Below are 21,353 nucleotides of genomic sequence, written 5' to 3' on the forward strand. Positions count from 1 at the left end.
CCGGGAGGAGCGCCGGCCCGCCGTCCCGCGTCCGCCGTCCGGTGCCCCCGGGCCTCCTTGGGTCCCCGGGCCGTCGGGGGTCCCCCGCGCGGTACCGCCCCCGTCTCCCCCGCCGTTCCCGTTCCCGCCGTTGCCCCTCGCCGTCGCCGCACGCCTCATCAGCACCGAGGCCGCCGCGTTGGAGCACGCGGAGAGCAGCGCGAGGACGATGGTGAGCATCGTTCACACCCCCCGCTCGTCACCCGAACCGTGCGGCGAGGCGCCGGTAGAGCGCGGGCGCCATGCCGCGGACCCGGCCGGGCAGCCGGGTCCAGCCGGGGACGTACACCTCGTCCCGGTCCCGGCAGACCGCCTCCCACACCGCGTCGGCGACCCGGCTCGCCGGGACGGGCCTGGGCCAGGAGCGCCGGTAGGGCACTCCCCGGCGGTCGAAGAACGGCGTGTCGACCACTCCGGGCACCACATGGCTGATGCCGACCCCGGTGCCGCGCAGTTCGTGGCGCACGGCGTCGGCGAAGGTGCCCAGGGCGGCCTTGGCGGCGGAGTAGACCGCCTCGTCGCGGACGCCGACCGTGCCGGCCAGGGAGCCGATGAGGACCACACGGCCCGTGCCCCGCTCGATCATCTGCGGCAGCACCAGCCGGACCAGGCGCAGGGTGGCCAGGACGTCGACCTCGAACACCTCGTCGATGGCGTGCTGCGGCATGGTGCTGAACGGGCCGGCCCAGCCGATGCCCGCTCCGGCCACCAGGAGGTCCACCCGGCCGACGCTGTCGAGCGCGAACTCGACCAGCCGCCGCTCGGCGTCCCGGTCGGACAGGTCCGCCGGCCAGACGACGGCGGAGGTGCCGCGGGCGACCTCCTCCAGCCGGGCGCGGTCGCGCCCGTTGAGCACCAGGCGCCAGCCGCCCTCCTCGGCGAGCCGCCGGGCGACGGCCGCGCCGATCCCGGACGAGGCACCGGTCACCAGCGCGCCTCCGCCCGGCGCCGCCGCGCCGGCGGCCCGGCGGCGGACGGCGCCCGGTGCCGCGGATGCCTCGATGGACGTGCCGGAGTCGGACCGTGCGCGGGAAGGGGCGTGGGGCATCGGGACGCACCTCGGGGTCGGACGGGAGCGAGGGCCGCCGGTGCGGCCCCGGTGGTCCGGGACGGCCTGCGGGATGCCGAAGTATCCCGGGGGCCGGGCCCGAAACCTGGGACGGGCGGGGGTGTGCCCGTCCGTTTGACTGCGGTGGGTGATGGTTACTTACTTCCAGTGTCGTCCGATTCGTCCGTGCCGCCACCGCTGTCCGCCGCTCGGGACCCCCGTGCCGGCCGCGCTCCCGTCCGCCCCGGTCCGCAGGTGCCCCGGGAGGCCGAGCGGCTGCTCATCGTCTCCGCGAGCATGGGGTCGGGCCATGACACGGTGGCCGCCGAGCTGGCCCGCCGTGCCCGCGCCGACGGCAGGCAGGCCCGGGTCGTCGATGTGCTGGCCCTCCTGCCGTACGGCCTGGGCAGCGGTCTGCGCGGCTTCTACCGGACGGCGGTCCGCGAGGCCCCCTGGGTCTACGCCGGTATCTACGACTTCTTTCTGCGCCCCGGTCCCCGGCCCCGCCCGAGCGGCACCCCGCTGGCGCGGCTCGCGGGCGGCCGGCTGATGCGTCTGGTGCGGGACTGGCGGCCCGATGTCGTGGTGTCCGTCTTCCATCTGGCGGCCCAGCTCACCGGCCATCTCCGCGACCGCGGGGTGCTCCGGGTCCCCGGTGCGGTGGTCGTCGTCGACTTCGCCGTGCACCGGCAGTGGCTGCATCCGGGCAACGACCTGTACCTGTGCGTCAGCGAGGAGGCCGCCCAGGAGGTCCGCCGGAGCGTCGGCCGTCCGGCGGAGACGACCGGTCCGGTGGTGGCGCCGGAGTTCTTCTCCGAGGGGCCGGGAGCGGCCGGGTGGCGGCGCCGGCTGGAGCGGTACGGCGGCGGCCGGCCCGCGGTGCTGGTCTCCGCGGGCGCCTGGGGCGCCGGCAGCCATCTGCCCGGCACCGCGCGGCTGCTCGCCGCGCACGGCTTTCTGCCGGTCGTCCTGTGCGGACGCAATGAACGTCTGCGGCGCGCCCTGTCCGACGTGCCGGGTGTCCTCGCCCCCGGCTGGGTGAGCGACATGCCGGACCTGCTGCACGCCTGCGCCGCGCTGGTGGACAACGCGGCCGGCCAGACGGCCGTCCAGGCGCTCGCCGCCGGTCTGCCGGTCGTCGGTCACCGTCCCCTGCCCGGACACGGTGCGGAGGGGGTGCGCCGCATGGCGGAGCTGGGCGTTTCCGACCACGCCCCCGACGCGCCCGCTCTTCTGCGCTCCCTGGCCCGTCTGACGGAACCGGGGCCGTGGCGCGAACGGCGGATCACGGCCGGCCGGGCCCTGTTCCGAAAGGACGCGCTGTCCCGGCTCGTACGGACCGGGGGGACGGATCGCCCGTAGCCGCCCGGCTGTACGCCCTGCCGGGCGGAGGGGCCGTACGCCCGGCGGCCGCGCGGCCTCCGCCGGGGGCCCGTCTCCCGGAAGCTCCTGAAAGCCCCTGGAAGCTCCCGGAGGCTCTCAGAAGAACGCCATCCCGAGGAACAGCGCCAGGAGGAACAGGACGGTGCCGCCCACGGCGGCGACCAGACGGAAGTGACGGCGCAGCAGGGGGCGCAGGCCGGGGCGCCGCGGGGGGACCCGGTGCACGCTGGTGTTCCAGCCGTCCTCCGTGGTGACCGAGACCGGGCGCGGGGCGACCGCGGCATGGGCGCCGCCGCTTCGGCGGTGCGCGGCGCCGCCGCTCCGGTGCTCGGGGGCGCGGCGGCGTCCCTGGCCCGTGCTCCGGCCTTCGCCGCGCGGCTCCGGCAGGCGGCCGGGGGCGGACACGGCGGCCGGCTGCTCCGGCGGAAGCGGCTCGGGCGTGCCGCGCCAGGCACCGCTGGCGAACCAGTCCGCCGCCTGCCGGGCCGTGGGCCGGTCCTCCGGCCGTTTGGCGAGCATGCTCAGCAGATACGCCTCGAAGGCGGGCGGCAGCGAGGCGCCCCGCTGGTGCGGCGGCACCGGCGGGGAGTCGACGTGCAGATACAGCAGGGCGGTGGCGGTGGGGGCCTCGAAGGGAGGGGCTCCGACGGCCAGGTGGTAGAGCACGCAGCCCAGCGAGTACATGTCGGAGGCCGCGCTGGCCGGGGTGCCGACGGCCCGCTCGGGCGCCAGATACAGGCCGGTGCCGACGATCTGCCCGGTGGTGGTGAGCCCGCCGGAGGGGTCGTCGACGAAGCGGGCGATGCCGAAGTCGGCTATGCGGACGGTGCCGTTGCGGTCGCTGAGCAGGTTGCCGGGCTTGATGTCCCGGTGCACGATGCCCTGGGCGTGCGCCGCGGCCAGGCCCTCGGCCGCGTGCTGCGCCACCTGGGCCAGCCGTTCCGGTGAGAGCGGACCGCCGGCGGCCAGCTCGTCGGCCAGGCTGTCGCCGTCGACCAGCTCCATCACCAAAAAGCAGCGGTCCTCCCAGGTGCCGAAGTCGAGTGTCCCGACCACGTGCGGGTGGTTCAGCCGTGCCGAGGTCTGCGCCTCCATCCGGAAGCGGGCCTCGGCCGAGGCGTCCGCCCCGTTGTTGAGCAGCAGCTTGACCGCGACCGGCCGGCCGAGCACCTCGTCGAGGGCCTGCCAGACCTCGCCCATTCCGCCTCGTCCGATGACCGTCTGCAGCCGGTACCGACCTGCCACCAGCACGTGTAGCCCGCCCTCGATCCCCTGGAGTCCCACCCGCGCGCCCGCTCTCCGCAGCGGTCGCGGCAGCAGCCGGGCAGCGCATGCGGGTCGCGGCAACCCGGCTCATCTTAACGATCAGTTGAGATGCTCCCGACCGGCGCGTGCCCCTGGGGAGCCTCTCCCCGGGCGTCCTTCCGGCCGCTCGGCCGTTCGAACCGTTCTTCGAACCGTTCGGGTCGTCCGGGCCGTTCGGGCCGCGCCGGACCCCGGGAAGGGGAGATCCTCCTGGACCTGTCCGAGTGAAAAGCAGGGAGTCGCCTCGTCGTACAAAATGCAGAGCTGATCATGTGTGCCATCGTCGCCCTACCCGCTGATCCACTCGGGAAAGGAAGGACGATCTTGGACCCTTTGACGTGGCTGCTCATTCCGTTGGCGACGATCTTCATGGCAAGTATCTGGGGCGTGGTCGCAGGACGCCCACGACGCGCCCATGACGTGACGGATGTGGAGCGCTACGACCGCTTCCGCTCCACGCTGGCACGCATGACCTCCTGACCGGCCGGCTACCGAAGCAGCAGCTGCAGGCCGCCCACGACCGTCGCCACGACCACCAGCTGCTCGAACAGCCGCTGATCGATGCGGTGCACGGTCCACGTGCCGAGCAGGGCACCGGGGACGACGAAGAGCACGAGGGCGGCGTCGAGGAGCAGGGAGCGGGCGTCGATGAGACCGAGGCCCGCGCTGAAGGGCACCTTGGAGACATTGACGACGAGGAAGAAGAAGGCCGAGGTGCCGAGGAAGCCGAGCTTGCGGAAGCCCGCGGAGAGCAGATAGAGCGACATCACCGGGCCGCCCGCATTGGCGACCATCGTGGTGAAACCGCCGAGGACACCATAGGAACGGGCCTTGAGGCGGCCCGCGCGGGTGATGACCGCGTCCGGTGCCGCCTCCCGCCCGGCGGTGCGGCGCCGCCACACGGTCACGGCCGCCATCAGCAGCAGGATCGCACCGATCGAGGTCCGTACGGCCCCGTCGTCGGCCCGCATCAGGAACAGGGTGCCGACGACCACTCCGGCCGCGACCGCCGGGAACAGCCGCCACAGCGTGGGCCAGTGGGCGTGCCGCCGGTAGGTGAGGACGGCCAGCACATCGCCGGCGATCAGGAGCGGCAGCAGCACCCCGGTGGAGGCGCGGGCGGGCAGCACGGCCGCGAAGATGGCGAGGCTGACCGTGCCGGCCCCGCTGACGGCGGTCTTGGAGAAGCCGACGAGCAGGGCCGCGAAGGCGAGCGCCGCGAACTCCCAGCCGGACAGGTGCCAGAGTGTCATCGTGTTCATGCGGTGACCGATGCTATGTCCGGACAAGTACGGGGCAGGAGCCCGCCCCGCCTCCGGTCCCGCCGCTCGGTCCCGTCACCCGGTCCCGCCGTCTGGGAGGAATCATGGCCGACACCCGCGACCACGTGCTCACCGGCACCCGGGGCACCCTCGCCGTCCGCGAGTGGCCGCATCCGCGGCCGCGGTACATCGCCCTCGTGGTGCACGGCTACGGCGAGCACTCCGGCCGCTACCAGGAGCCGGCCGGGGTCCTCACCGCGCACGGCGCGGTCGTGTACGGCCCCGACCACATGGGCCACGGCAGATCGGCGGGCGAACGCGTGGTCGTGGAGGACTTCGAGGACGTGGTGACCGATGTGCACGCCGTGGCCGGTCTCGCCCGTGCCGCGCACCCCGGGCTGCCGCTCGTGCTGATCGGCCACTCCATGGGCGGGCTGATCTCCGCCCGTTACGCCCAGCGGTACGGCGACGAGCTCACCGCGCTCGTCCTGTCCGGGCCGGTCATCGGCGCCTGGGAGCTGCCGGGCCGGCTGCTCGCCCTGGACGAGATCCCCGACACCCCGGTCAACCCGGCCGCGCTCTCCCGGGACCCGGCGGTCGGCGCGGCGTACGCGGCGGACCCGCTGGTCTGGCACGGCCCGATGAAGCGGCCGACGGTGGAGGCGTTCGCACGGGCCCTGGACACCGTCGACAGGGGCGGCGGCCTCGGCGCGCTGCCGGTGCTGTGGCTGCACGGCGACGACGACCGGCTGGTTCCGCTCGACGGCAGCCGGGTCGGCGTCGAGCGGCTCGGCGGCACCCTGACCGAGCGGATCTACCCGGGCGCCCGGCACGAGGTGTTCCACGAGACGAACCGGGCCGAGGTCTTCGCGGACCTGACGGACTTCCTGGACGGAGTGCTCGCGCGCTGAACGGAACGGTCACGCGCCGGGCGGCACCGGCGCGGTTGTTTGCCCCGGTACGTCAAGGGCACCCGCGCCTGCATGGAGTGGTCGTGCGGCGCCGTCCGCGTGGGTGAGGACCCCGGGCCCTTCCTTGCTGCGGGCACGGGCGAGCCGGCCCCGCGGAGCATCGCGGACGCCGGAGCCGTCCGCGCCCGCCGCCCGGTGATCACCCGGGGCCCGTTCCACGCGCACGGCGGCGGACGGCCTCCCGGTGCGGGAGGCGGGACCGGCGAGGAGGAACGCATCGCACTGCTCCGTACCGCCAGAGACGACTCCCCAAGGAGAACCGCCGTATGACTGTCGTGAAGAGCGTCATTTCCGACTCGGCCCGTCAGGTCACCGGAGAAGCGCTGCAGAACACCCTCGTGGATCTTCTCGGGCTCTCCCTGATCGGGAAGCAGGCGCACTGGAACATCGTGGGACCGCGGTTCCGCTCCATCCATCTGCAGCTCGACGAAGTGGTGTCGGCCGCCCGTTCGTTCGCCGACACGGTCGCCGAACGCGCCGCGGCGCTCGGCGTGCCGCCGGACGGGCGCCCGGAGACCATCGCCTCGGCCTTCACGCTGCCCGGTCCCAAGGACGGCTGGGTCCGCGACGCGGAGGTCGTCGAGATCATGGTCGAGTCCCTGGAGGGGGCCGTCCAGCGGCTGCGCGAGCGCATCGACGCGACCGAGAAGCCGGACCCGGTCACCCAGGACCTGCTGATCACGATCACGGCCGAACTGGAGAAGCAGCGCTGGATGTTCGCCGCCGAGAACGTGGGCGCAGAGGACTGACCGGCGGCGCGCCCGCCGCCCGTGTGCACATCGCCGGCGCCCGGATCCGTGGATCCGGGCGCCTTTGTCGTGCCGTGCGCCGTGCCGCTCCGGGCTCCGCGTTCCGCACGGTCCGTGCCGCACGGCCGCGGCGGCCCACGGCCCTCACGACTGCCACGACCGCCACGTCCATGACGGCCGCCACGCCCGTCACCCCGGTCGCGCCCGTCGCCGTCACCCGAGCGGCCTCGCCGCACGGCGGCGGGCATGCGCGCCGGGGGCCGCGCACCTAACGTCGAACCCACACCCCCCGCAGGGTGTCCGGGACGCCCGGCGCCGTCCGCGGGCACCGGTTTCGGCGTGGAAGGCCGGCCCGCACGGGACGTCACCGCGGCGCGCCACCGCGGTCACGGCGGGCCGCCCGCCCGTCCGCGCCCGCCGCCGGACGACGGACCGGAACCCGGCCGGCCCGGCCCCGTACGGCGGTCGCCACCGGCCTCCCGTGTCCCGTTCACGGCCCGCCCCGGCACGCACGGCACCCGGCCGGCACGGCCGTCCGCGGCGCCGCCACCCGACGGACCGCCGACATGCGACCGCGCGGGCGGTCGCACCACCGTGAGGAGCAAGGCATGACCTCAGCCGACCGGCCGCAGCGGGACCGCCGCACGATACGCCTGCGCGTATCGAGGGCCGACCCCTGGTCGGTGATGACCACGAGCTGTCTGCTGCTGGTGGGGCTGGGGATCTGCGTGCTCCTCACCCTGACGGCGGTCTGGGGCGTACTGGGCCTGCTGGACCCGGAGACCTGGTCCTCCTTCAGCTGGACGTTCACCGTCGCCGCGGGAGTCGTGACCCTGGAGGTGATCCTGGGAACGGCACTGGCGACTCTCGGCGCGTTCCTCTACAACATCTCGTCGCGGTACGCCGGGGGCGTCCATCTGACGCTGGCCGACGACACCCCGGCGGCGGAGGTCGCGGGTGCCGCGCTGCTGCCGGACGTCGGCCGTCTGTACCGGCGTCTCCAGGCCCGCCTGGGCTTTCCGCCCCCGGGCTGGGGCGCCCGGTACGTCGACTTCGCCGACCGCTGCGCCGCGACGGGCCGGCGCCTGCGCCGTACCCGGCGGTCCGGCTCCCTCCGCCCCGACGAGCGGAGCTGCCCCACCGGCCGTACCGACCGTGACCACCGGACCGGCCGGGACGACCCGGACACCCGGGTGGAGGGGAGCATGCCCGGCTGACCCGGTGCCGGCGGTCAGCCGCCGAGACCGTCCGGGAGGTGCAGCAGCCGGGTGATCGTGCGCAGGACGCCGTTGTCGTTGTTGGAGGGCGCCAGGTGGCGGGCCCGTCCGATGACCTCGGGGTGGGCGTTGGCCATGGCGAAGGACCACTCGGCGGCGTCCAGCATCTCCAGGTCGTTGAGGTAGTCGCCGAACACCGCGGTCTGGGCGGGGGTGATCCCCAGGTCCCGCTGGAGCCGGCGCAGGGCGGTCCCCTTGTTGGCGGTGCGGTTCATGACGTCCACCCAGTGCTCGCCGGAGACGACGACCTGGTGGGTGCCGGTGAACGGCGCCAGTGCCGGCGCGACGGTCCGCTCGGCCGGCCCGAAGGCGTAGAAGGCCACCTTGATGATGTCGTCGTCGACGGCCGAGGCGTCCGTCACGGCCCGGTGCCGTACGTAGTACTTGCGGACCTCGGCCAGAAAGGCCTCGTCGGTCCGCTCCACATAGGCCGACCGCTTGCCGCAGACCACGGCGCCCACGTCCGCTCCGCGTGCCGCGAGTTCCCGTGCGGCCGCGACGAGACGGGTCACGACGGACGGCTCCAGCGGGTCGGAGCTCAGCTCCACGCCGTCCCGGACGACGTAGGTGCCGTTCTCCGCGATGAACACCATGCCCTCGTCGTTGCCGGCGAACTGCTCGGCCAGCGTCGCGTACTGGCGGCCGCTGGCGGGGCAGAAGAGCACGTCGCGGCGGCGCAGCTCGGCCAGGACGGGCCACAGCCCGGCGGGGACGCGCTGGGCGTCGTCGAGGAGCGTGCCGTCCATGTCGGTGACGACCAGCCGTATGTCGGCGGGTTCCGCGGGCAGGCCGGAGGCGGTGAACAGGGGCGAGGGTGTGCTGGGCATGTCCGTTCTCTGCTGGTGGCGCGGCGGGGCGCCCGGATGCGGTGCGCACGGCCTCGTCGCCGTGCGCGGGCTGGGCGGTTGTCGGGACGGTGTGCCGTTCCCGTGCGGCGCCGTCCGGCGCGGGCGCACGGGGGCGGCGCGGGGCGCCGTACGGCGGGACCCCACCCTACCGGGTCTTGGTAAGGACTCCTTCCTTGACCCCGGCGGGCCGGTCCCGCCCGCTGCGCACCGGCCGGTTCCCCGTTTCCCGGGACAGAGTGATCACCGGACGGCACAATGACGGCGGCGGCCTCGGGGCCGCTGCCAGGGCATCCCCACAGGGCAGGAGCGCAGACGTGAGCGAGAACCGCACCCCGTCGAACGGGTCGCCGGCACTGGACACCACGGTGGCGCACAACGCACGGGTGTGGAACTACTGGATAGGCGGCAAGGACAACTACGAGGTCGACCAGCGGGTCGGCGAGCACGTCGCCGGGATGTTCCCGGTGATCCGGGACGTGGCCCGCGCCGACCGCGCGTTCCTCGGGCGGGCGGTGCGCTGGCTGACCGCCGGGCGCGGGGTGCGGCAGTTCCTGGACATCGGCACCGGGCTGCCCACGGTCGACAACACCCACGAGATCGCACAGCGCATCGCTCCCGACGCCCGGGTCGTGTACGTCGACAACGACCCGATCGTCCTCGCCCACGCCCGCACCCTGCTGACCAGCACCCCCGAGGGCGCCACCGCCTACCTCGACGCCGATGTGCACGACCCGGAGGTCATCGTCGAACGCGCCGCCGAGACCCTCGACCTCGGCCGGCCCGTCGCGGTGATGATGCTCGGCATCCTGAACTTCGTCCTGGACACCGACAAGGCACGCGACATCGTCCGCCGGCTCATGGCCGCGGTGCCCTCCGGCAGCTTCCTGGTCCTGACGCACCCGACCGCCGACGCCGATCTCGGCGGCGAGGGCAATGCGGCCGCCATGGAGTTCTGGAACCGGAACGCCACCCCGCCGATCACCGCCCGCTCCCGTGCCGAGATCGCCGCCTTCCTCGAGGGTCTGGACCTGGTCGAGCCGGGGCTGGTGCCGTGCTCGCAGTGGCGGGCCGACGGCTCCCCCGCCGTGGTGCCGCAGTTCGGCGCGGTGGCCGTGAAACCCTGACGCGGACGGCTCGGCCGGGCGGCGGGCGACGACGCGGGAGCCGTACGAGGCCGCGGAGCCGGCGGGCCACGGCGGTCGCGCCGCCCTCGCCGCCGGCACCGGGATGCGGAACCGGTCACGCACCGGGACGTGGGGCCGGTCACAGTCCCGGAAGCAGCAGGTCCGAAGCACGAACCCCGGAAAGTATGATCAAGCAATGTCTGACATGACCGAGACCACGCCCGGTTGGCTGACCACCGAGGAACTGGAGTCGGCGCGCGCCCGGATGCCGATCCTGTACGTCGAGGCGGTGCCGGTGCGTGTCGACGACAGCGGCGAAGTGACCAGCATCGGCCTGCTGTTGCGCATCGGGCCGGACGGAACGGTCACCCGGACCCTGGTTTCCGGGCGGGTGCTGCACCACGAGCGCGTACGGGACGCCCTGCTGCGTCATCTGGAGAAGGACCTCGGTCCGGTGGCGCTGCCCCGTGTCCCGGCCTCCCTGCAGCCCTTCACCGTCGCCGAGTACTTCCCCACGGCCGGCATCACGCCGTACCACGACCCGCGTCAGCACGCCGTGTCGCTGGCCTACATCGTCCCGGTCGCCGGTGACTGCCGTCCCCGCCAGGACGCCCTGGACCTGGTCTGGTTCACTCCCCAGGAGGCCCTCTCCCCGGCGGTGCAGAGCGAGATGCCGGGCGGGCACGGGGTACTGCTCAAGCAGGCACTGGCACACGTCGGTCACATCTACTGACCGCCGTCTGCCGCACGGCCCTGCCCGGACGTCCGCACCCGGCGCACCGGCATCCGGCCCCGGGGGCGGGATCAGCCCGCAGCGCCGCTTCGCGCGGCGAGCACGATCTGGGTCTGGGTGGTCTGTCCCACGAGCCGGTCCTTGTCGTCCCGCAGGTCGGTCTGCACGACGACGAGGGTGCCGCCGACATGCAGGGGGCGGGCCGTGGCGTGAACCCGCCCGGAGGTCACCGGCCGCAGGAAGTTGGTCTTGGACTCCACCGTGGACGTCCTGGCGCCCTGCGGAAGGTTGAGATAGGCGCAGACGGCGCCGACGGAGTCGGCCAGCGCCATCAGGGCTCCGCCGTGCAGGACTCCGCCCGCGGTGCAGGCCTCCGGGGACCAGGGCAGGCTTCCCACGGTCCGGTCGGGGGCGGCCTCGTGGAGTTCGACGCCCAGTCGTGCCGCGAAGGGCATGGCCGCCAGAAGGGCGGCGGGGTCGGGAGGTGCCGTCTCGGAAGGGGACATGGCGCGCTGCCTTTCGGGGTCGGGTATGCGCTCCCGGACACACGACGGTGATCGCCCGGTGCGCCAACCGCCAGTGTGACAGCCTTCGTTGGGCGAGTCCCGGCCGACAGGCGGAAGGGGTTCCGCCGTCGAGCGGTGTGCTCGGCCTCGAGACCGAAGACGCTCCGTGCGAAGAAGGAGAAAAGGGAAGAAAAAGGGTCTTCACCGGCTCTCGCCCGTGAAGACCCTTCACCCTGTCGGGACGGCGGGATTTGAACCCACGACCCCTTGACCCCCAGTCAAGTGCGCTACCAAGCTGCGCCACGTCCCGTTGCCCGCTTGACCTGGGGTTTCCCCCGGCCGAACGCGCAGCAAAACCATACCGTACTCGGGCCGGTGGTCGCGCACCCGTTTCCCGGTCGTCCCCTCGGTGCCCGGCGGCGCGTCAGCGCGCGGCGGGCACTCCCAGCCGGGGATGGGCCTCCTGCAGCCGGGCCGGGGCCGCCTGGCGCCAGGAGTCGGCGAGGATGTCCCGCAGCTCCTCCTCGTCGTCCAGCGCGGCGAGCCGGACCCGGATCCAGGCGAACTGCGCCTCGTGACCGGCGATCCAGAACTTCTCCGGCTCGGCCAGGACCAGCTCGTCGCGTTCCTCCTTGGGGCAGCGCACGGCCATGGACGTCTCGTCCTCCGGCAGGGTGGCGAACATCTTCCCCGCCACCCGGAACGTGGGCATGCCCCAGGCGAGCTTCTCGGTGGTGTCCGGCAGGGACAGGGCGATACGGCGTACGTCTTCTGCGTCCGGCATGCACCGCACCGTAGCCGCCGCCACTGACAGGCGGTGAGGAGCTCCGGTCACCCGGCGGCCGCGGCGGTGCCCAGGCGCTTGCAGGAGAGCGTGGTGGGCCGCCGCGTGCCGCCCGGATCGGCGGCGTGGTCCGGGATCACACCGGCCCGGATCCAGCCGGCCGAGCGGTAGAGGTGCTCGGCGGGGCTGCCGGTCCGGTGTCCAGCTGCAGCAGGGCGACGCCGGCCGCGGCGGCCGCGTCCCCGGCGGCGGCCGGCAGGCGGCGGCCACGGCGGGGGCGAGCGGGGCGAGAGAGCCGACCGAGGCACCGCTCGCCACGGCGCCGACCAGCAGCACGGCCAGGTCCTCGGCGCGTGCGTCGGTCTCGTCGGCGTTCAGCGGGTGCACGGCCGCAGGCGCGGCCGTCTGCCCGTTTCTCATGATCCGGGACGCTGTCCCGGGCCGGCGACGGGCGTGTTATGCGCCGGCCGCCTCGGCGAGCGCGTCGAGCACCGGACGGATCAGCGGGTGCTCCTCCGCCCCGCGGCGCACGGCGGCGAAGACCCGGCGGGTGGGGGCCACGCCGTCGACGGGGCGTACCACCACCCCCGTGAGATCCATGTCGCGCAGGGCGGAGCGCGGGACGAGGGCCACGCCCGCGTCGGCCGCGGCGAGCGCCACGACGGCGCGGAAGTCGTCGGAGGAGTGTTCCAGGCGAGGCTGGAATCCGGCGTTCTCGCAGGCCAGGACGACCACGTCGTGGCAGGGATTGCCGGGGTAGGGACCGATCCAGGGGTCCTTGGCCAGTTCGGCGAGCGGAACCTCGGAGGACTCGGCCAGCCGGTGGGTCACGGGGAGGACCGCGTCGAACGGCTCGGCGTACAGCGGTACATGGGTCAGCCGGGGGTCGTCGGCGGGCGGCGCGCCCCGGTACTCGACGGCGACCGCCACGTCGACCTGCCGGTCCATCACCATCGGCAGGCTGGCGTCGCCCTCGGCGTCCAGGACGCGGATGCGGATGCCGGGCGCCGTACCCGCCAGGCGGGCCACCGCGGGGGCGACGACCTGGGCGATGCCGGTGGCGAAGGCGGCCACGGTGACGGTTCCGGCCTTGCCGGAGCCGTACGCGGCGAGTTCGGCCTCCGCCCGCTCCAGCTGGGCGAAGACCGCGTGGGTGTGGCTGAGCAGGATCTCGCCGGCCTGGGTGAGCCGTACGCCCTTGGCGCTCCGCTCGACCAGCCGGTGGCCGGTCTCCTGCTCCAGGGCGGCGAGCTGCTGCGAGACGGCGGAGGGGGTGAGGTAGAGCGCGGCGGCGGCGGCCGTCAGCGTGCGGTGGTCGGCCACCGCACGGAGGATGTGCAGCCGCCGCGCTTCAATCATGCGAGTGATTATCGCAAGGTGTCCGACAGGCCGGACTCCGCTTCCGGGGACGTCGTGTGGACCGGGCCGGCTCCGGCGGCATGGAGTCGGCCTCGCCCGTCCCGTCTCCCGGGTCGTCCCGCGATCGGCAACGAGCCGGACCGGGCCGGGGTGGTGCCGGGAAATCCAGTGGAGATCACCAGCCGGCCCGACGCCTTGGAAGTGCGGCCGGAGGGGGCAGCCCGACACCCGCAGCTCCGCAACGCTCAAGAGGGCCGAGGCCACCTCCGGTGGGCCTCGGACCGGCTGCCGGCCGCCGAGCGAACGCGCCGGGCGTCCGGGCGGCGCCGTGGCTACTCGCGCACGTCGGAGTGCAGCCCGGCCAGCTTGTTGATGTCGGCGCGCAGCTGTTCCACCTTCTCGCGGTAGCTGTCGACGTGGTCCGCGGTCAGTTTCCAGGTGGGCGGAGTGGCTGCGGAGGGGACGGGACCCGCGTAGGGGTCCACCGGAACATGCTGTGTGTAGCCGCTCCTGCGGTCCTCGAGGGTTCTGAGGGACCTTGCGACGATCATCCACCGGGAATCCCCCGTGGACAGGTACAGCCAGGTCGCGGTGCTCACGGGGCTGCGTACATGAAAGGGCACGCGCAGGCGCCTGCGGACCTCCTTGAACTCCTTCTTCAGCTCCGCCCAGGCGTCGTCCAAGGCGAAGATGCACTCCCGCTGGTCCTTGAAGTACCAGCTACCGGGATAGGGGGTCTCCTTCTCGGGCCGCCACCGGACGATGGGGGACGGCTGCCAATCCGGCTCGGGCACACTGCTCGGGTCGGCGGGCGGCGCACTCGCCATGTCCGTCCGATCGGGCTCACCGTCCTCCGGCGAATCGGCGCCGAAACGCCTGGCCGGCCCGTTCGCCCCGGGAAGTGCTGCCACGGCGGCGGGGGCGCGGTTCGGAAAACCGAGGAGTTCAGCCGCGTAGTTCTGGGCGTACAGTTGCGGCTCCGGGCGTCCTCTCGAGACGAGTCCCCGCCGCACCTGCCGCCAGACGAGGCTGACGCTCAGTTCCGACCCCATGCCGGGAATCCCATGCGTCAGGACCTTGATCAGTTCTCCGGTGGCCTCCGGGCAATCGGCGTCCGGTGGTGAAAAGGACTGCTTGTCATGCGGTGCGGAAGTGAGCACCACGTCCCCGTACTCCTCCGTGGGATCGCTCTCCGGAGCCGGATCTTCGTCCAGGGCCAGGGCCAGTTCCTCGCGCGTGGCCAGGCCGTGGGCACTCATCGCCCCGGCCAAGCCGCTGTAGCAGCAGTCCAGGAAGGTCAAGCGGTAACGCGCACGATGGCCGGCCTGCCGAAGGACATCACGCAGATCCTTGTATGCCACTGTTCCGACCTGCGGGTGGTTCGGATCGGCATCGGCCAGGCACAAGTACAGGTTCCGGCCATCGAGATCGCGTAGTCCGTGCCCGGCGAAGTACACGACCAGGGTGTCGCGCGTCGCCTGCGCTGCGTCCCGTACCGCCCCCAGGACCTGGTGCGCGGACGCTCCGGCGCCGAGTGCGGTGACATGGCTCTTCGGCAGGCCCCAAAGATCGCGGAGCAGCTTGGAAAGCCGCCGGGTTCCGGGAGCGACGGCGGGGACCGGGTCCAACTCACGATAGCTGTCCACCCCGATCAGCACCGCCCGGCTTCTTTGGGGGTCAGGAAGCACCGGCGGCTCCTCCGTCGGAAGCAGTGTCTGCCGTCGATTCCGGCGCCTGGTGGTCGAGGAGCCCGGCGTCGCCCACCAGGCGCATGAGCTGGGCCACCTCCTCGGCAGAACCCGCCTCGACCACTACGCGGGAGTCGCCGCGTTCGGCCACCAGCCGCACGGACGACCTCTCACGGGGCGGCAGCGAAGCACGGAAGGACAGGTGCGAGTACACCAGCGAGATCACGGAGAAGCTGCTGCTGAACACCAGCGCGAGCCAGTCGACCAGCTCGCCGGACATCGCGCCGTCGGTTGCCCCGGAGCGTATGCGGTTGATCTTGACGTACGGCCCCACCGTGCGGTCCTGCTCAAGCCACCGCGCCAGAGCCTCCGTTAATCGCGATGCGTCCTGACTCCGTACGCCGTCTGCGACTTCGACACGAATGCGCACTCGTACCCCCACGTCGGGCCTCCGTGGCCGGATGCCGCTCAAACTGTAGTGGCGGGTCGGTACGGCTTCCACCAGATGCGGCGACACCCCCGTGCTTGCAGCGTCACCGCTACGGATCAGCGCGAACCGGCCTTGCGCTGCAACGCCTCCCACGTGCTCGCAGCTTCCGCTGCCGCTTCCGGCTCTCCTTGCGACGCCGCGCGCTCACGGGCTTCCGGGCTCCGGAGCTTCGTGTGGTCCGGCAGCCGCAACAGCCCCCACCACTCCCGCGGGCAGAGCGAGCGCGAAGAAGGCCAGGACGGCCGCCGGGCCGACCTCGCCGCAGGCGGTGGCCGATCCGGTCGGACGGCCGCGGGACGACCGCGCGGATGTCCGGCACCGCAGATGGCTGCGGACGGCGCGTGAGGAGTACGCGCGGTCGGCCGGAACGGTCAGGGTCTCGTCCGAGGCCTGCCCGGTCCGGTCGGGGCACGCGGATGCGGGCCATCACCGTCTCGAAGGCGGGTGCGTCACCGGCCTGGCCCGCGGTGACGGTGAAGGCGAGGGGGCGTGCGCGGCCGTCCGCGGACCGGATCGGCCGGCATCAGCGGCTCGATCCGGTCCCCGTCGCATCAGTGATCACTGATCGGAGCCTAGTCCTCCAGGTCCGCGCGGGCGGCGACGAATGCCTCCACGGCGCGGTTGACGTCGTCGGTGGAGTGCGCGGCGGACAGCTGCACCCGGATGCGGGCCTCTCCCCGCGGCACGACCGGGTAGGAGAAGCCGATCACGTACACGCCGCGCTCCAGCAGCAGTTCCGCCATCCGGCCCGCCTTGGCCGCGTCACCGATCATCACCGGCACGATGGGGTGGTCGCCGGGGAGGATGTCGAAGCCCTCCTCGGTCATCCGGCGGCGGAACAGGGCGGTGTTCTCGGTGAGCCGGACCCTCAGGTCGTCCGCGGACTCCAGCAGGTCGAGCACCTTCAGGGAGGCCGCCGCGATCACCGGGGCGAGCGTGTTGGAGAACAGGTACGGCCGGGAGCGCTGCCGCAGCAGGGCCACGATCTCGGCGCGGGCGGCGACATAGCCGCCGGAGGCGCCGCCGAGCGCCTTGCCGAGGGTGCCGGTGACGATGTCCACGCGGTCCATGACGCCGTGCAGTTCGGGGGTGCCGCGTCCCTGGGGGCCGACGAAGCCGACGGCGTGCGAGTCGTCGACCATGACCATGGCCTCGTAGCGGTCGGCGAGGTCGCAGATCTCCCGCAGCGGCGCCACATGGCCGTCCATCGAGAACACGCCGTCGGTGACGATCAGCTTCCGGCGCGCCCCGCCCTCGGTCGCCTCCTTCAACTGCCGCTCCAGGTCCGCGAGGTCGCGGTTGGCGTAGCGGAAGCGGCGGGCCTTGGACAGCCGGATGCCGTCGATGATGGAGGCGTGGTTGAGGGCGTCGGAGACGACCGCGTCCTCGGGTCCGAGCAGCGTCTCGAACACGCCGCCGTTGGCGTCGAAGCAGGAGGAGTACAGGATGGTGTCCTCCTGGCCGAGGAAGGCCGACAGCCGGGCCTCGAGCTCCTTGTGCACCTCCTGCGTCCCGCAGATGAAGCGGACGGAGGCCATGCCGTAGCCCCAGCGGTCCAGGGCCTCGTGGGCGGCGGCGATCACCTCGGGGTGGTCGGCCAGGCCGAGGTAGTTGTTGGCGCAGAAGTTGAGGACCGTGCCGGGGCGTCCGCCGGCGGTCACCTCGACGGTCGCGGACTGCGGGGTGCCGATGACGCGTTCGGGCTTGTGCAGGCCGGCGGCACGGATCTCGTCGAGGGTGGCGCGCAGGTCGTCGCGGACTGAGGTGAACATCAGGACTCCGTCGGGGGTGAGGGCGGATGGGCCGGAAGAAGGGGCGCCGAGGGCGAGGAGACTGAAAGGGGCGGGGAATCAGACGGTCCAGTCGAGGATGATCTTGCCGCTCCTGCCGCTCGCGGCGTCGGCGAAGGCCGCCTCGAACTCGTCGTAGCCGTACCGTCCGGTGATCACGGGTGCGAGGTCGAGGCCGCCTTCCAGCAGCACCGACATCGCGTACCAGGTCTCGAACATCTCACGGCCGTAGATGCCCTTGATGGTGATCATCGAGGTGACGATCCGGGCCCAGTCGACCGGGAACTCCTCGGACGGCAGGCCGAGCATGGCGATCCGGCCGCCGTGCGTCATGTTGGCGATCATGTCGCGCAGGGCCTCGGGGCGGCCGGACATCTCCAGGCCGATGTCGAAGCCCTCGCGCAGGCCGAGTGCGCGCTGGCCTTCGGCGATGGTGGTACTGGAGACGTCGAGCGCGAGGCTCGCACCGATCTTGCGGGCCAGTTCCAGCCGTTCCTCGCGCACATCGGTGATGACGACGTTGCGTGCGCCCGCGTGCCGTGCGACGGCCGCGGCCATCAGGCCGATCGGGCCCGCACCGGTGATCAGCACGTCCTCGCCGACCAGGGGGAAGGACAGGGCGGTGTGCACGGCGTTGCCGAACGGGTCGAAGATCGCGGCGATGTCGAGGTCGACGGGGACGCGGTGCACCCAGACATTGCCGGCGGGCAGGGCGACGTACTCGGCGAACGCGCCGTCGCGGCCCACGCCCAGCCCGATCGTGGCCCGGCACAGATGGCGGCGCCCGGCCAGGCAGTTGCGGCACTTGCCGCACACCAGGTGGCCCTCGCCGCTGACCAGGTCGCCGACCTTGATGTCGGTGACGTCACGGCCGATGTCGACGACCTCGCCGACGAACTCGTGCCCGACCACGAGCGGGGTGCGCACGGCCTGCTGCGCCCAGCCGTCCCAGGCCTGGATGTGCAGGTCGGTGCCGCAGATGCCGGTCCGCAGGACCTTGATCAGCACATCATCGGGGCCGATGGCGGGCTCGGGGACGTCCACGAGCCACAGCCCGGGCTCCGCCTTCTGCTTGACCAGCGCCTTCACCGCTACGACTCCTGTGGGTCGGGTCCCGGATCCGGGCATGCCGAAGGGACCCGCATCCGGGGAGAGGAGTGGATTCGCACAGCAATCTGCCGCACGGCGGCGCCCCGGTCCATCGAGGATTTCTTAAGCGCGGCCACAGTTCCGCTTCACGCCGTGCCCCGGTCGTCCGGCGCTCGATGCTCAGAGCAGGAACCCGTTCTCCTCCAGCCGGGGGGCGAGTTCCGCCGCGGCCGCCTTGATGGTGCGCAGCCCCTCCCGGCCCCAGGGCCGCGGTACGACGTCGACGACGCACACCGTGCCCAGCACCATCTGCGTGCTGTCGATGAGCGGGGCGCCGAGGTAGGAGCGGATGCCGAACTCGTCGACGACGGGGTTGCCCGCGAAGCGCGGGTAGTCGCAGACGTCCTCCAGCACCAGTGCCTTGCGGCGCACCACGACGTGCGGGCAGAAGCCGTGGTCGCGGGGAAGGCGGCGGCCCACTTCGCGCCGGGTTCCGCCGCCGTCGGTGTCCGTCTCGGTGTCGACGGTCAGCACATCGCGCTCGGGCCGGTGCAGTCCGGCGAAGAACTGCCCTTGTTCGTCCGGGAAGTTGACCATCGCATACGGTGCCCGGGTGAGTCCGGCGAGCCGGTCGGCGAAGGCGTCCAGGGCGGGTATGGGGCGCTCCCCGAGGCCCAGTCCGCGCAGTCGCCGGGTGCGGGCGGGGGCGTCCTTGTCCTCGGGGGTCAGCAGCAGGCGACCGGCCGGACGCGGCGGGTCGTAGCTCATGACCGGGCTCCGTCGCTGTCGGCGTACGTCATGTGCGGGCTCCGTGGCGGACAGGCGTGGGCGAGGAGGTACCGGACGAGGGCGAGCAGCGTCTGGACGCCCGAGCTGGAGATCCGGGCGTCGCAGGTGACGATGGGGATCTCCGGGGCGAGGTCGAGGGCGGCCCGCACCTCCTCGGGGTCGTAGCGGTAGGCGCCGTCGAACTCGTTGATGGCGACGATGAAGGCCAGACCGCGCTGCTCGAAGAAGTCGACGGCCGCGAAGCAGTCCTGCAGCCGCCGGGTGTCGGCGAGGACCACCGCGCCCAGGGCGCCCTCGCACAGCTCGTCCCACATGAACCAGAACCGTTCCTGCCCGGGTGTGCCGAACAGGTAGAGCACGTGCTGCGGGTCCAGGGTGATGCGGCCGAAGTCCATCGCCACGGTGGTCTCGACCTTGTTCTCGACCCCCTCGAGGCTGTCGGTGGCCGCGCTGGCCGTGGTGAGCAGCTCCTCCGTGCTGAGCGGGGCGATCTCGCTGACTGCGCCGACGAAGGTCGTCTTGCCGACCCCGAACCCGCCCGCCACCAGGATCTTCAGCGCGGTGGGAAAGGGGTCGGAGCCGTCCTGGCCGCTGCCCTGGCCACCCCCGTGGCCGCCGTACTCAGAGCTGTCGTCGTAGTCCATCGAGCACTGCCTCCAGAAGGGCCCTGTCGGTGAGGTGTTGGTGGTGCGCGGGGGGCTTGGTGGTGAGCGCCCCGCAGTCGACGAGGTCGGACAGCAGCACCTTGGTCACCGCGGCCGGCAGTTTCAGATGGGCGGCGACCTCGGCGACCGGGACGGGGACGCGGCACAGGTCGAGCGCCTGGCTGTACTCGGGGCCGAGATAGCCCAGCGGCGTCACCCCGGTGGCCATCACCTGCGACATCAGGTCGAGCGCGATGCTGGGCCGGGTGCGCCCGTCGCTGATCGTGAAGGGGCGCACCAGCCGTCCGGCCGCGTCGTCGAGCCAGGGCCCGTCACCGGCCGTCGCCGCGCTCAAGGCCGCAGCGCCGGACGCTCGGCGGACTGCTGCCGGGGGGCGGTCACGAGGTAGGGGCGGACGCTCTTGACCAGCATCGCCATCTCGTAGCCCAGGACCGCCGCGTCGGCCTCGCGTCCGGCGAGCACGGCGAGGCAGGTGCCGGAACCGGCGGTGGTGACGAACAGCAGGGTCGAGTCGAGTTCGACGACGACCTGTCGTACGTCGCCGCCGTCGCCGAAGCGGACGCCGGCGCTGCGGCCGAGGGAGTACAGGCCGGAGGCCAGGGCGGCCATGTGGTCGGCGCTGTCGTGGTCGAGGCCGTGGACGGCCTTCACCAGCCCGTCGCAGGACAGCAGGACCGCGCTGGTGGTGTGCGGCACACGCTGCACGAGGCCGCTCATCAGCCAGTCGAGGTCGGAGACCTGACGGGTCGGCGCATCGCTCGCCATGGTGGATCGACTCCTTGGGGTACGAAGGTCTGCGGAGGCGCTGGGGACGGAAGGCGGGGTGGGGGCGGACGGCGGTCGGGTCATCCGGCCGGGGCACTCCCGTCGTACCGGGCGGAGGGCCGCGTCTCGCCGGCCGGGTGCGGCGCGTCCGGCGGTCCGTCCGGGGACGGCGGGAGCACCGGGGTCGCCGGGAGTGCCGTCTCGCCGGAGGAGTGCGGCTCGTGCGAGCGGGCGGACTCCCCGGCGGCCGTCTCCCGGTGGTGCTGGGCCTCGGCGAGTCCGATGCCGCGCCGGAAGGCGGCCATCAGCCCGGGGTCGTGGCCGGCCGGGTGCTCGGAGCCCTGGCGCGGCGCCGGGCCGTCGCGCAGCTGCGGCACGATGTGCTCCTGGGCGCGCCGCCGGGGCAGTTGCGGCTTGTCCATGGTTCCCCGGGTCCCCTGCATCGCGTCCGCGCGCGGAACGGGCGGCACACCTTCGTGCGCGGCCAGGGCTGCCCGGTCCTCGGCGCGGATCCCCGGTACGGCCCTGGCGGGGGTGGCCCGCTGCTCCCGTGCCCCGCGGCGGGGCAGGGGGGCCGGGCCGCCGCCGGTGGCACGCGGGACCGGGACGAGCGGTCCCGACGGGGTGCCGCCTCCGGCCGGGGCCGCCCCCGGTGCGGGGGCCGGTGTGGCCGCCGGGGCCTGGTGGGG

At 73.2% G+C, this 21,353-nt stretch carries 21 protein-coding genes, 1 tRNA gene and 3 pseudogenes; 6 read left to right on the forward strand and 19 right to left on the reverse strand.

Features of this window, described 5'->3' with window-relative positions; genetic code table 11:
* Together CCN35_RS28975 and CCN35_RS22590 are read right to left on the reverse strand one after the other, a co-directional pair.
* Window positions 1-219 (reverse strand): annotated as a pseudogene (locus CCN35_RS28975) (hypothetical protein); the annotation flags it as partial.
* A 19-nt stretch (window positions 220-238) separates the two neighbouring features.
* Entirely contained in the window at window positions 239-1,087 is an 849-nt protein-coding gene (locus CCN35_RS22590; protein ID WP_067394056.1) for an SDR family NAD(P)-dependent oxidoreductase, read from the reverse strand.
* 255 nt (window positions 1,088-1,342) lie between these two features.
* Between CCN35_RS22590 and CCN35_RS22595 the strand changes: the two genes are divergently transcribed.
* Complete coding sequence (locus tag CCN35_RS22595) at window positions 1,343-2,449, forward strand: MGDG synthase family glycosyltransferase (RefSeq protein WP_301477859.1); 1,107 nt, start codon at window positions 1,343-1,345, stop codon at window positions 2,447-2,449.
* Window positions 2,450-2,566: 117 nt separating this feature from the next.
* Here the strand turns inward: CCN35_RS22595 and CCN35_RS22600 are convergent, their stop codons facing one another.
* Both CCN35_RS22600 and CCN35_RS22610 read right to left on the reverse strand, forming a co-directional pair.
* Window positions 2,567-3,721, reverse strand: coding sequence for a serine/threonine-protein kinase (locus CCN35_RS22600; protein ID WP_086794104.1), 1,155 nt, complete (start codon window positions 3,719-3,721; stop codon window positions 2,567-2,569).
* Window positions 3,722-4,263: 542 nt separating this feature from the next.
* Complete coding sequence (locus CCN35_RS22610) at window positions 4,264-5,037, reverse strand: sulfite exporter TauE/SafE family protein (protein WP_067394048.1); 774 nt, start codon at window positions 5,035-5,037, stop codon at window positions 4,264-4,266.
* 104 nt (window positions 5,038-5,141) lie between these two features.
* On the opposite strand from CCN35_RS22610, the gene CCN35_RS22615 reads away from it, so the two are divergent.
* The 3 genes from CCN35_RS22615 (at window position 5,142) to CCN35_RS22625 (ending at window position 7,974) form a co-directional block, all read left to right on the forward strand.
* Window positions 5,142-5,948 (forward strand): alpha/beta hydrolase, encoded by an 807-nt coding sequence (locus tag CCN35_RS22615; protein ID WP_067394045.1) that lies wholly within the window; start codon window positions 5,142-5,144, stop codon window positions 5,946-5,948.
* A 326-nt stretch (window positions 5,949-6,274) separates the two neighbouring features.
* Window positions 6,275-6,757 (forward strand): Dps family protein, encoded by a 483-nt coding sequence (locus CCN35_RS22620; protein WP_067394042.1) that lies wholly within the window; start codon window positions 6,275-6,277, stop codon window positions 6,755-6,757.
* 608 nt (window positions 6,758-7,365) lie between these two features.
* Complete coding sequence (locus CCN35_RS22625) at window positions 7,366-7,974, forward strand: DUF3566 domain-containing protein (RefSeq protein WP_067394039.1); 609 nt, start codon at window positions 7,366-7,368, stop codon at window positions 7,972-7,974.
* A 14-nt stretch (window positions 7,975-7,988) separates the two neighbouring features.
* Here the strand turns inward: CCN35_RS22625 and CCN35_RS22630 are convergent, their stop codons facing one another.
* Complete coding sequence (locus CCN35_RS22630) at window positions 7,989-8,861, reverse strand: Cof-type HAD-IIB family hydrolase (RefSeq protein ID WP_067394036.1); 873 nt, start codon at window positions 8,859-8,861, stop codon at window positions 7,989-7,991.
* Window positions 8,862-9,196: 335 nt separating this feature from the next.
* Between CCN35_RS22630 and CCN35_RS22635 the strand changes: the two genes are divergently transcribed.
* Window positions 9,197-10,006, forward strand: coding sequence for an SAM-dependent methyltransferase (locus CCN35_RS22635; protein ID WP_067394034.1), 810 nt, complete (start codon window positions 9,197-9,199; stop codon window positions 10,004-10,006).
* 205 nt (window positions 10,007-10,211) lie between these two features.
* On the forward strand, window positions 10,212-10,739 hold the full coding sequence (locus CCN35_RS22640) for an NUDIX hydrolase family protein (RefSeq protein ID WP_067394029.1): 528 nt from the start codon (window positions 10,212-10,214) through the stop codon (window positions 10,737-10,739).
* A gap of 71 nt (window positions 10,740-10,810) precedes the next feature.
* Here the strand turns inward: CCN35_RS22640 and CCN35_RS22645 are convergent, their stop codons facing one another.
* From CCN35_RS22645 to CCN35_RS22715, 14 genes and pseudogenes are all read right to left on the reverse strand, one after another.
* On the reverse strand, window positions 10,811-11,245 hold the full coding sequence (locus tag CCN35_RS22645) for a PaaI family thioesterase (RefSeq protein ID WP_067394026.1): 435 nt from the start codon (window positions 11,243-11,245) through the stop codon (window positions 10,811-10,813).
* A gap of 236 nt (window positions 11,246-11,481) precedes the next feature.
* Window positions 11,482-11,555: transfer RNA gene (locus CCN35_RS22650), tRNA-Pro, on the reverse strand.
* A 114-nt stretch (window positions 11,556-11,669) separates the two neighbouring features.
* Window positions 11,670-12,029 (reverse strand): MmcQ/YjbR family DNA-binding protein, encoded by a 360-nt coding sequence (locus CCN35_RS22655; protein ID WP_067394023.1) that lies wholly within the window; start codon window positions 12,027-12,029, stop codon window positions 11,670-11,672.
* A 456-nt stretch (window positions 12,030-12,485) separates the two neighbouring features.
* Window positions 12,486-13,388: a LysR family transcriptional regulator gene (locus CCN35_RS22665; RefSeq protein ID WP_067394020.1), complete on the reverse strand. Its 903-nt coding sequence runs from the start codon at window positions 13,386-13,388 to the stop codon at window positions 12,486-12,488.
* 332 nt (window positions 13,389-13,720) lie between these two features.
* Window positions 13,721-15,046, reverse strand: a complete 1,326-nt coding sequence (locus CCN35_RS22670; RefSeq protein WP_067394018.1) for a caspase family protein — start codon at window positions 15,044-15,046, stop codon at window positions 13,721-13,723.
* Window positions 15,047-15,065: 19 nt separating this feature from the next.
* A complete protein-coding gene (locus CCN35_RS28155) occupies window positions 15,066-15,659 on the reverse strand; it encodes an effector-associated constant component EACC1 (RefSeq protein ID WP_342748646.1) in 594 nt (197 codons plus the stop codon).
* 142 nt (window positions 15,660-15,801) lie between these two features.
* A pseudogene (locus CCN35_RS28980) lies at window positions 15,802-16,074 on the reverse strand (IS5/IS1182 family transposase); the annotation flags it as partial.
* 64 nt (window positions 16,075-16,138) lie between these two features.
* Entirely contained in the window at window positions 16,139-17,338 is a 1,200-nt protein-coding gene (locus CCN35_RS22685; RefSeq protein WP_067394012.1) for a glycine C-acetyltransferase, read from the reverse strand.
* A gap of 78 nt (window positions 17,339-17,416) precedes the next feature.
* A complete protein-coding gene (gene tdh, locus CCN35_RS22690) occupies window positions 17,417-18,445 on the reverse strand; it encodes an L-threonine 3-dehydrogenase (RefSeq protein ID WP_067394009.1) in 1,029 nt (342 codons plus the stop codon).
* Window positions 18,446-18,625: 180 nt separating this feature from the next.
* Window positions 18,626-19,213, reverse strand: coding sequence for a GAF domain-containing protein (locus CCN35_RS22695; RefSeq protein WP_086794110.1), 588 nt, complete (start codon window positions 19,211-19,213; stop codon window positions 18,626-18,628).
* Entirely contained in the window at window positions 19,210-19,878 is a 669-nt protein-coding gene (locus CCN35_RS22700) for a GTP-binding protein (protein WP_067394003.1), read from the reverse strand. The genes CCN35_RS22695 and CCN35_RS22700 overlap by 4 nt, the downstream gene beginning before the upstream one ends.
* Window positions 19,856-20,233, reverse strand: a complete 378-nt coding sequence (locus CCN35_RS22705; RefSeq protein WP_067394000.1) for a DUF742 domain-containing protein — start codon at window positions 20,231-20,233, stop codon at window positions 19,856-19,858. Before CCN35_RS22705 ends, CCN35_RS22700 begins: the two co-directional genes overlap by 23 nt.
* A complete protein-coding gene (locus CCN35_RS22710) occupies window positions 20,230-20,664 on the reverse strand; it encodes a roadblock/LC7 domain-containing protein (protein ID WP_067393998.1) in 435 nt (144 codons plus the stop codon). Before CCN35_RS22710 ends, CCN35_RS22705 begins: the two co-directional genes overlap by 4 nt.
* A gap of 80 nt (window positions 20,665-20,744) precedes the next feature.
* Window positions 20,745-21,353: pseudogene (locus CCN35_RS22715) on the reverse strand (hypothetical protein); the annotation flags it as partial.

Origin of the sequence: Streptomyces thermovulgaris (assembly GCF_002155915.1) — a bacterium.
GTDB lineage: Bacteria > Actinomycetota > Actinomycetes > Streptomycetales > Streptomycetaceae > Streptomyces > Streptomyces thermovulgaris.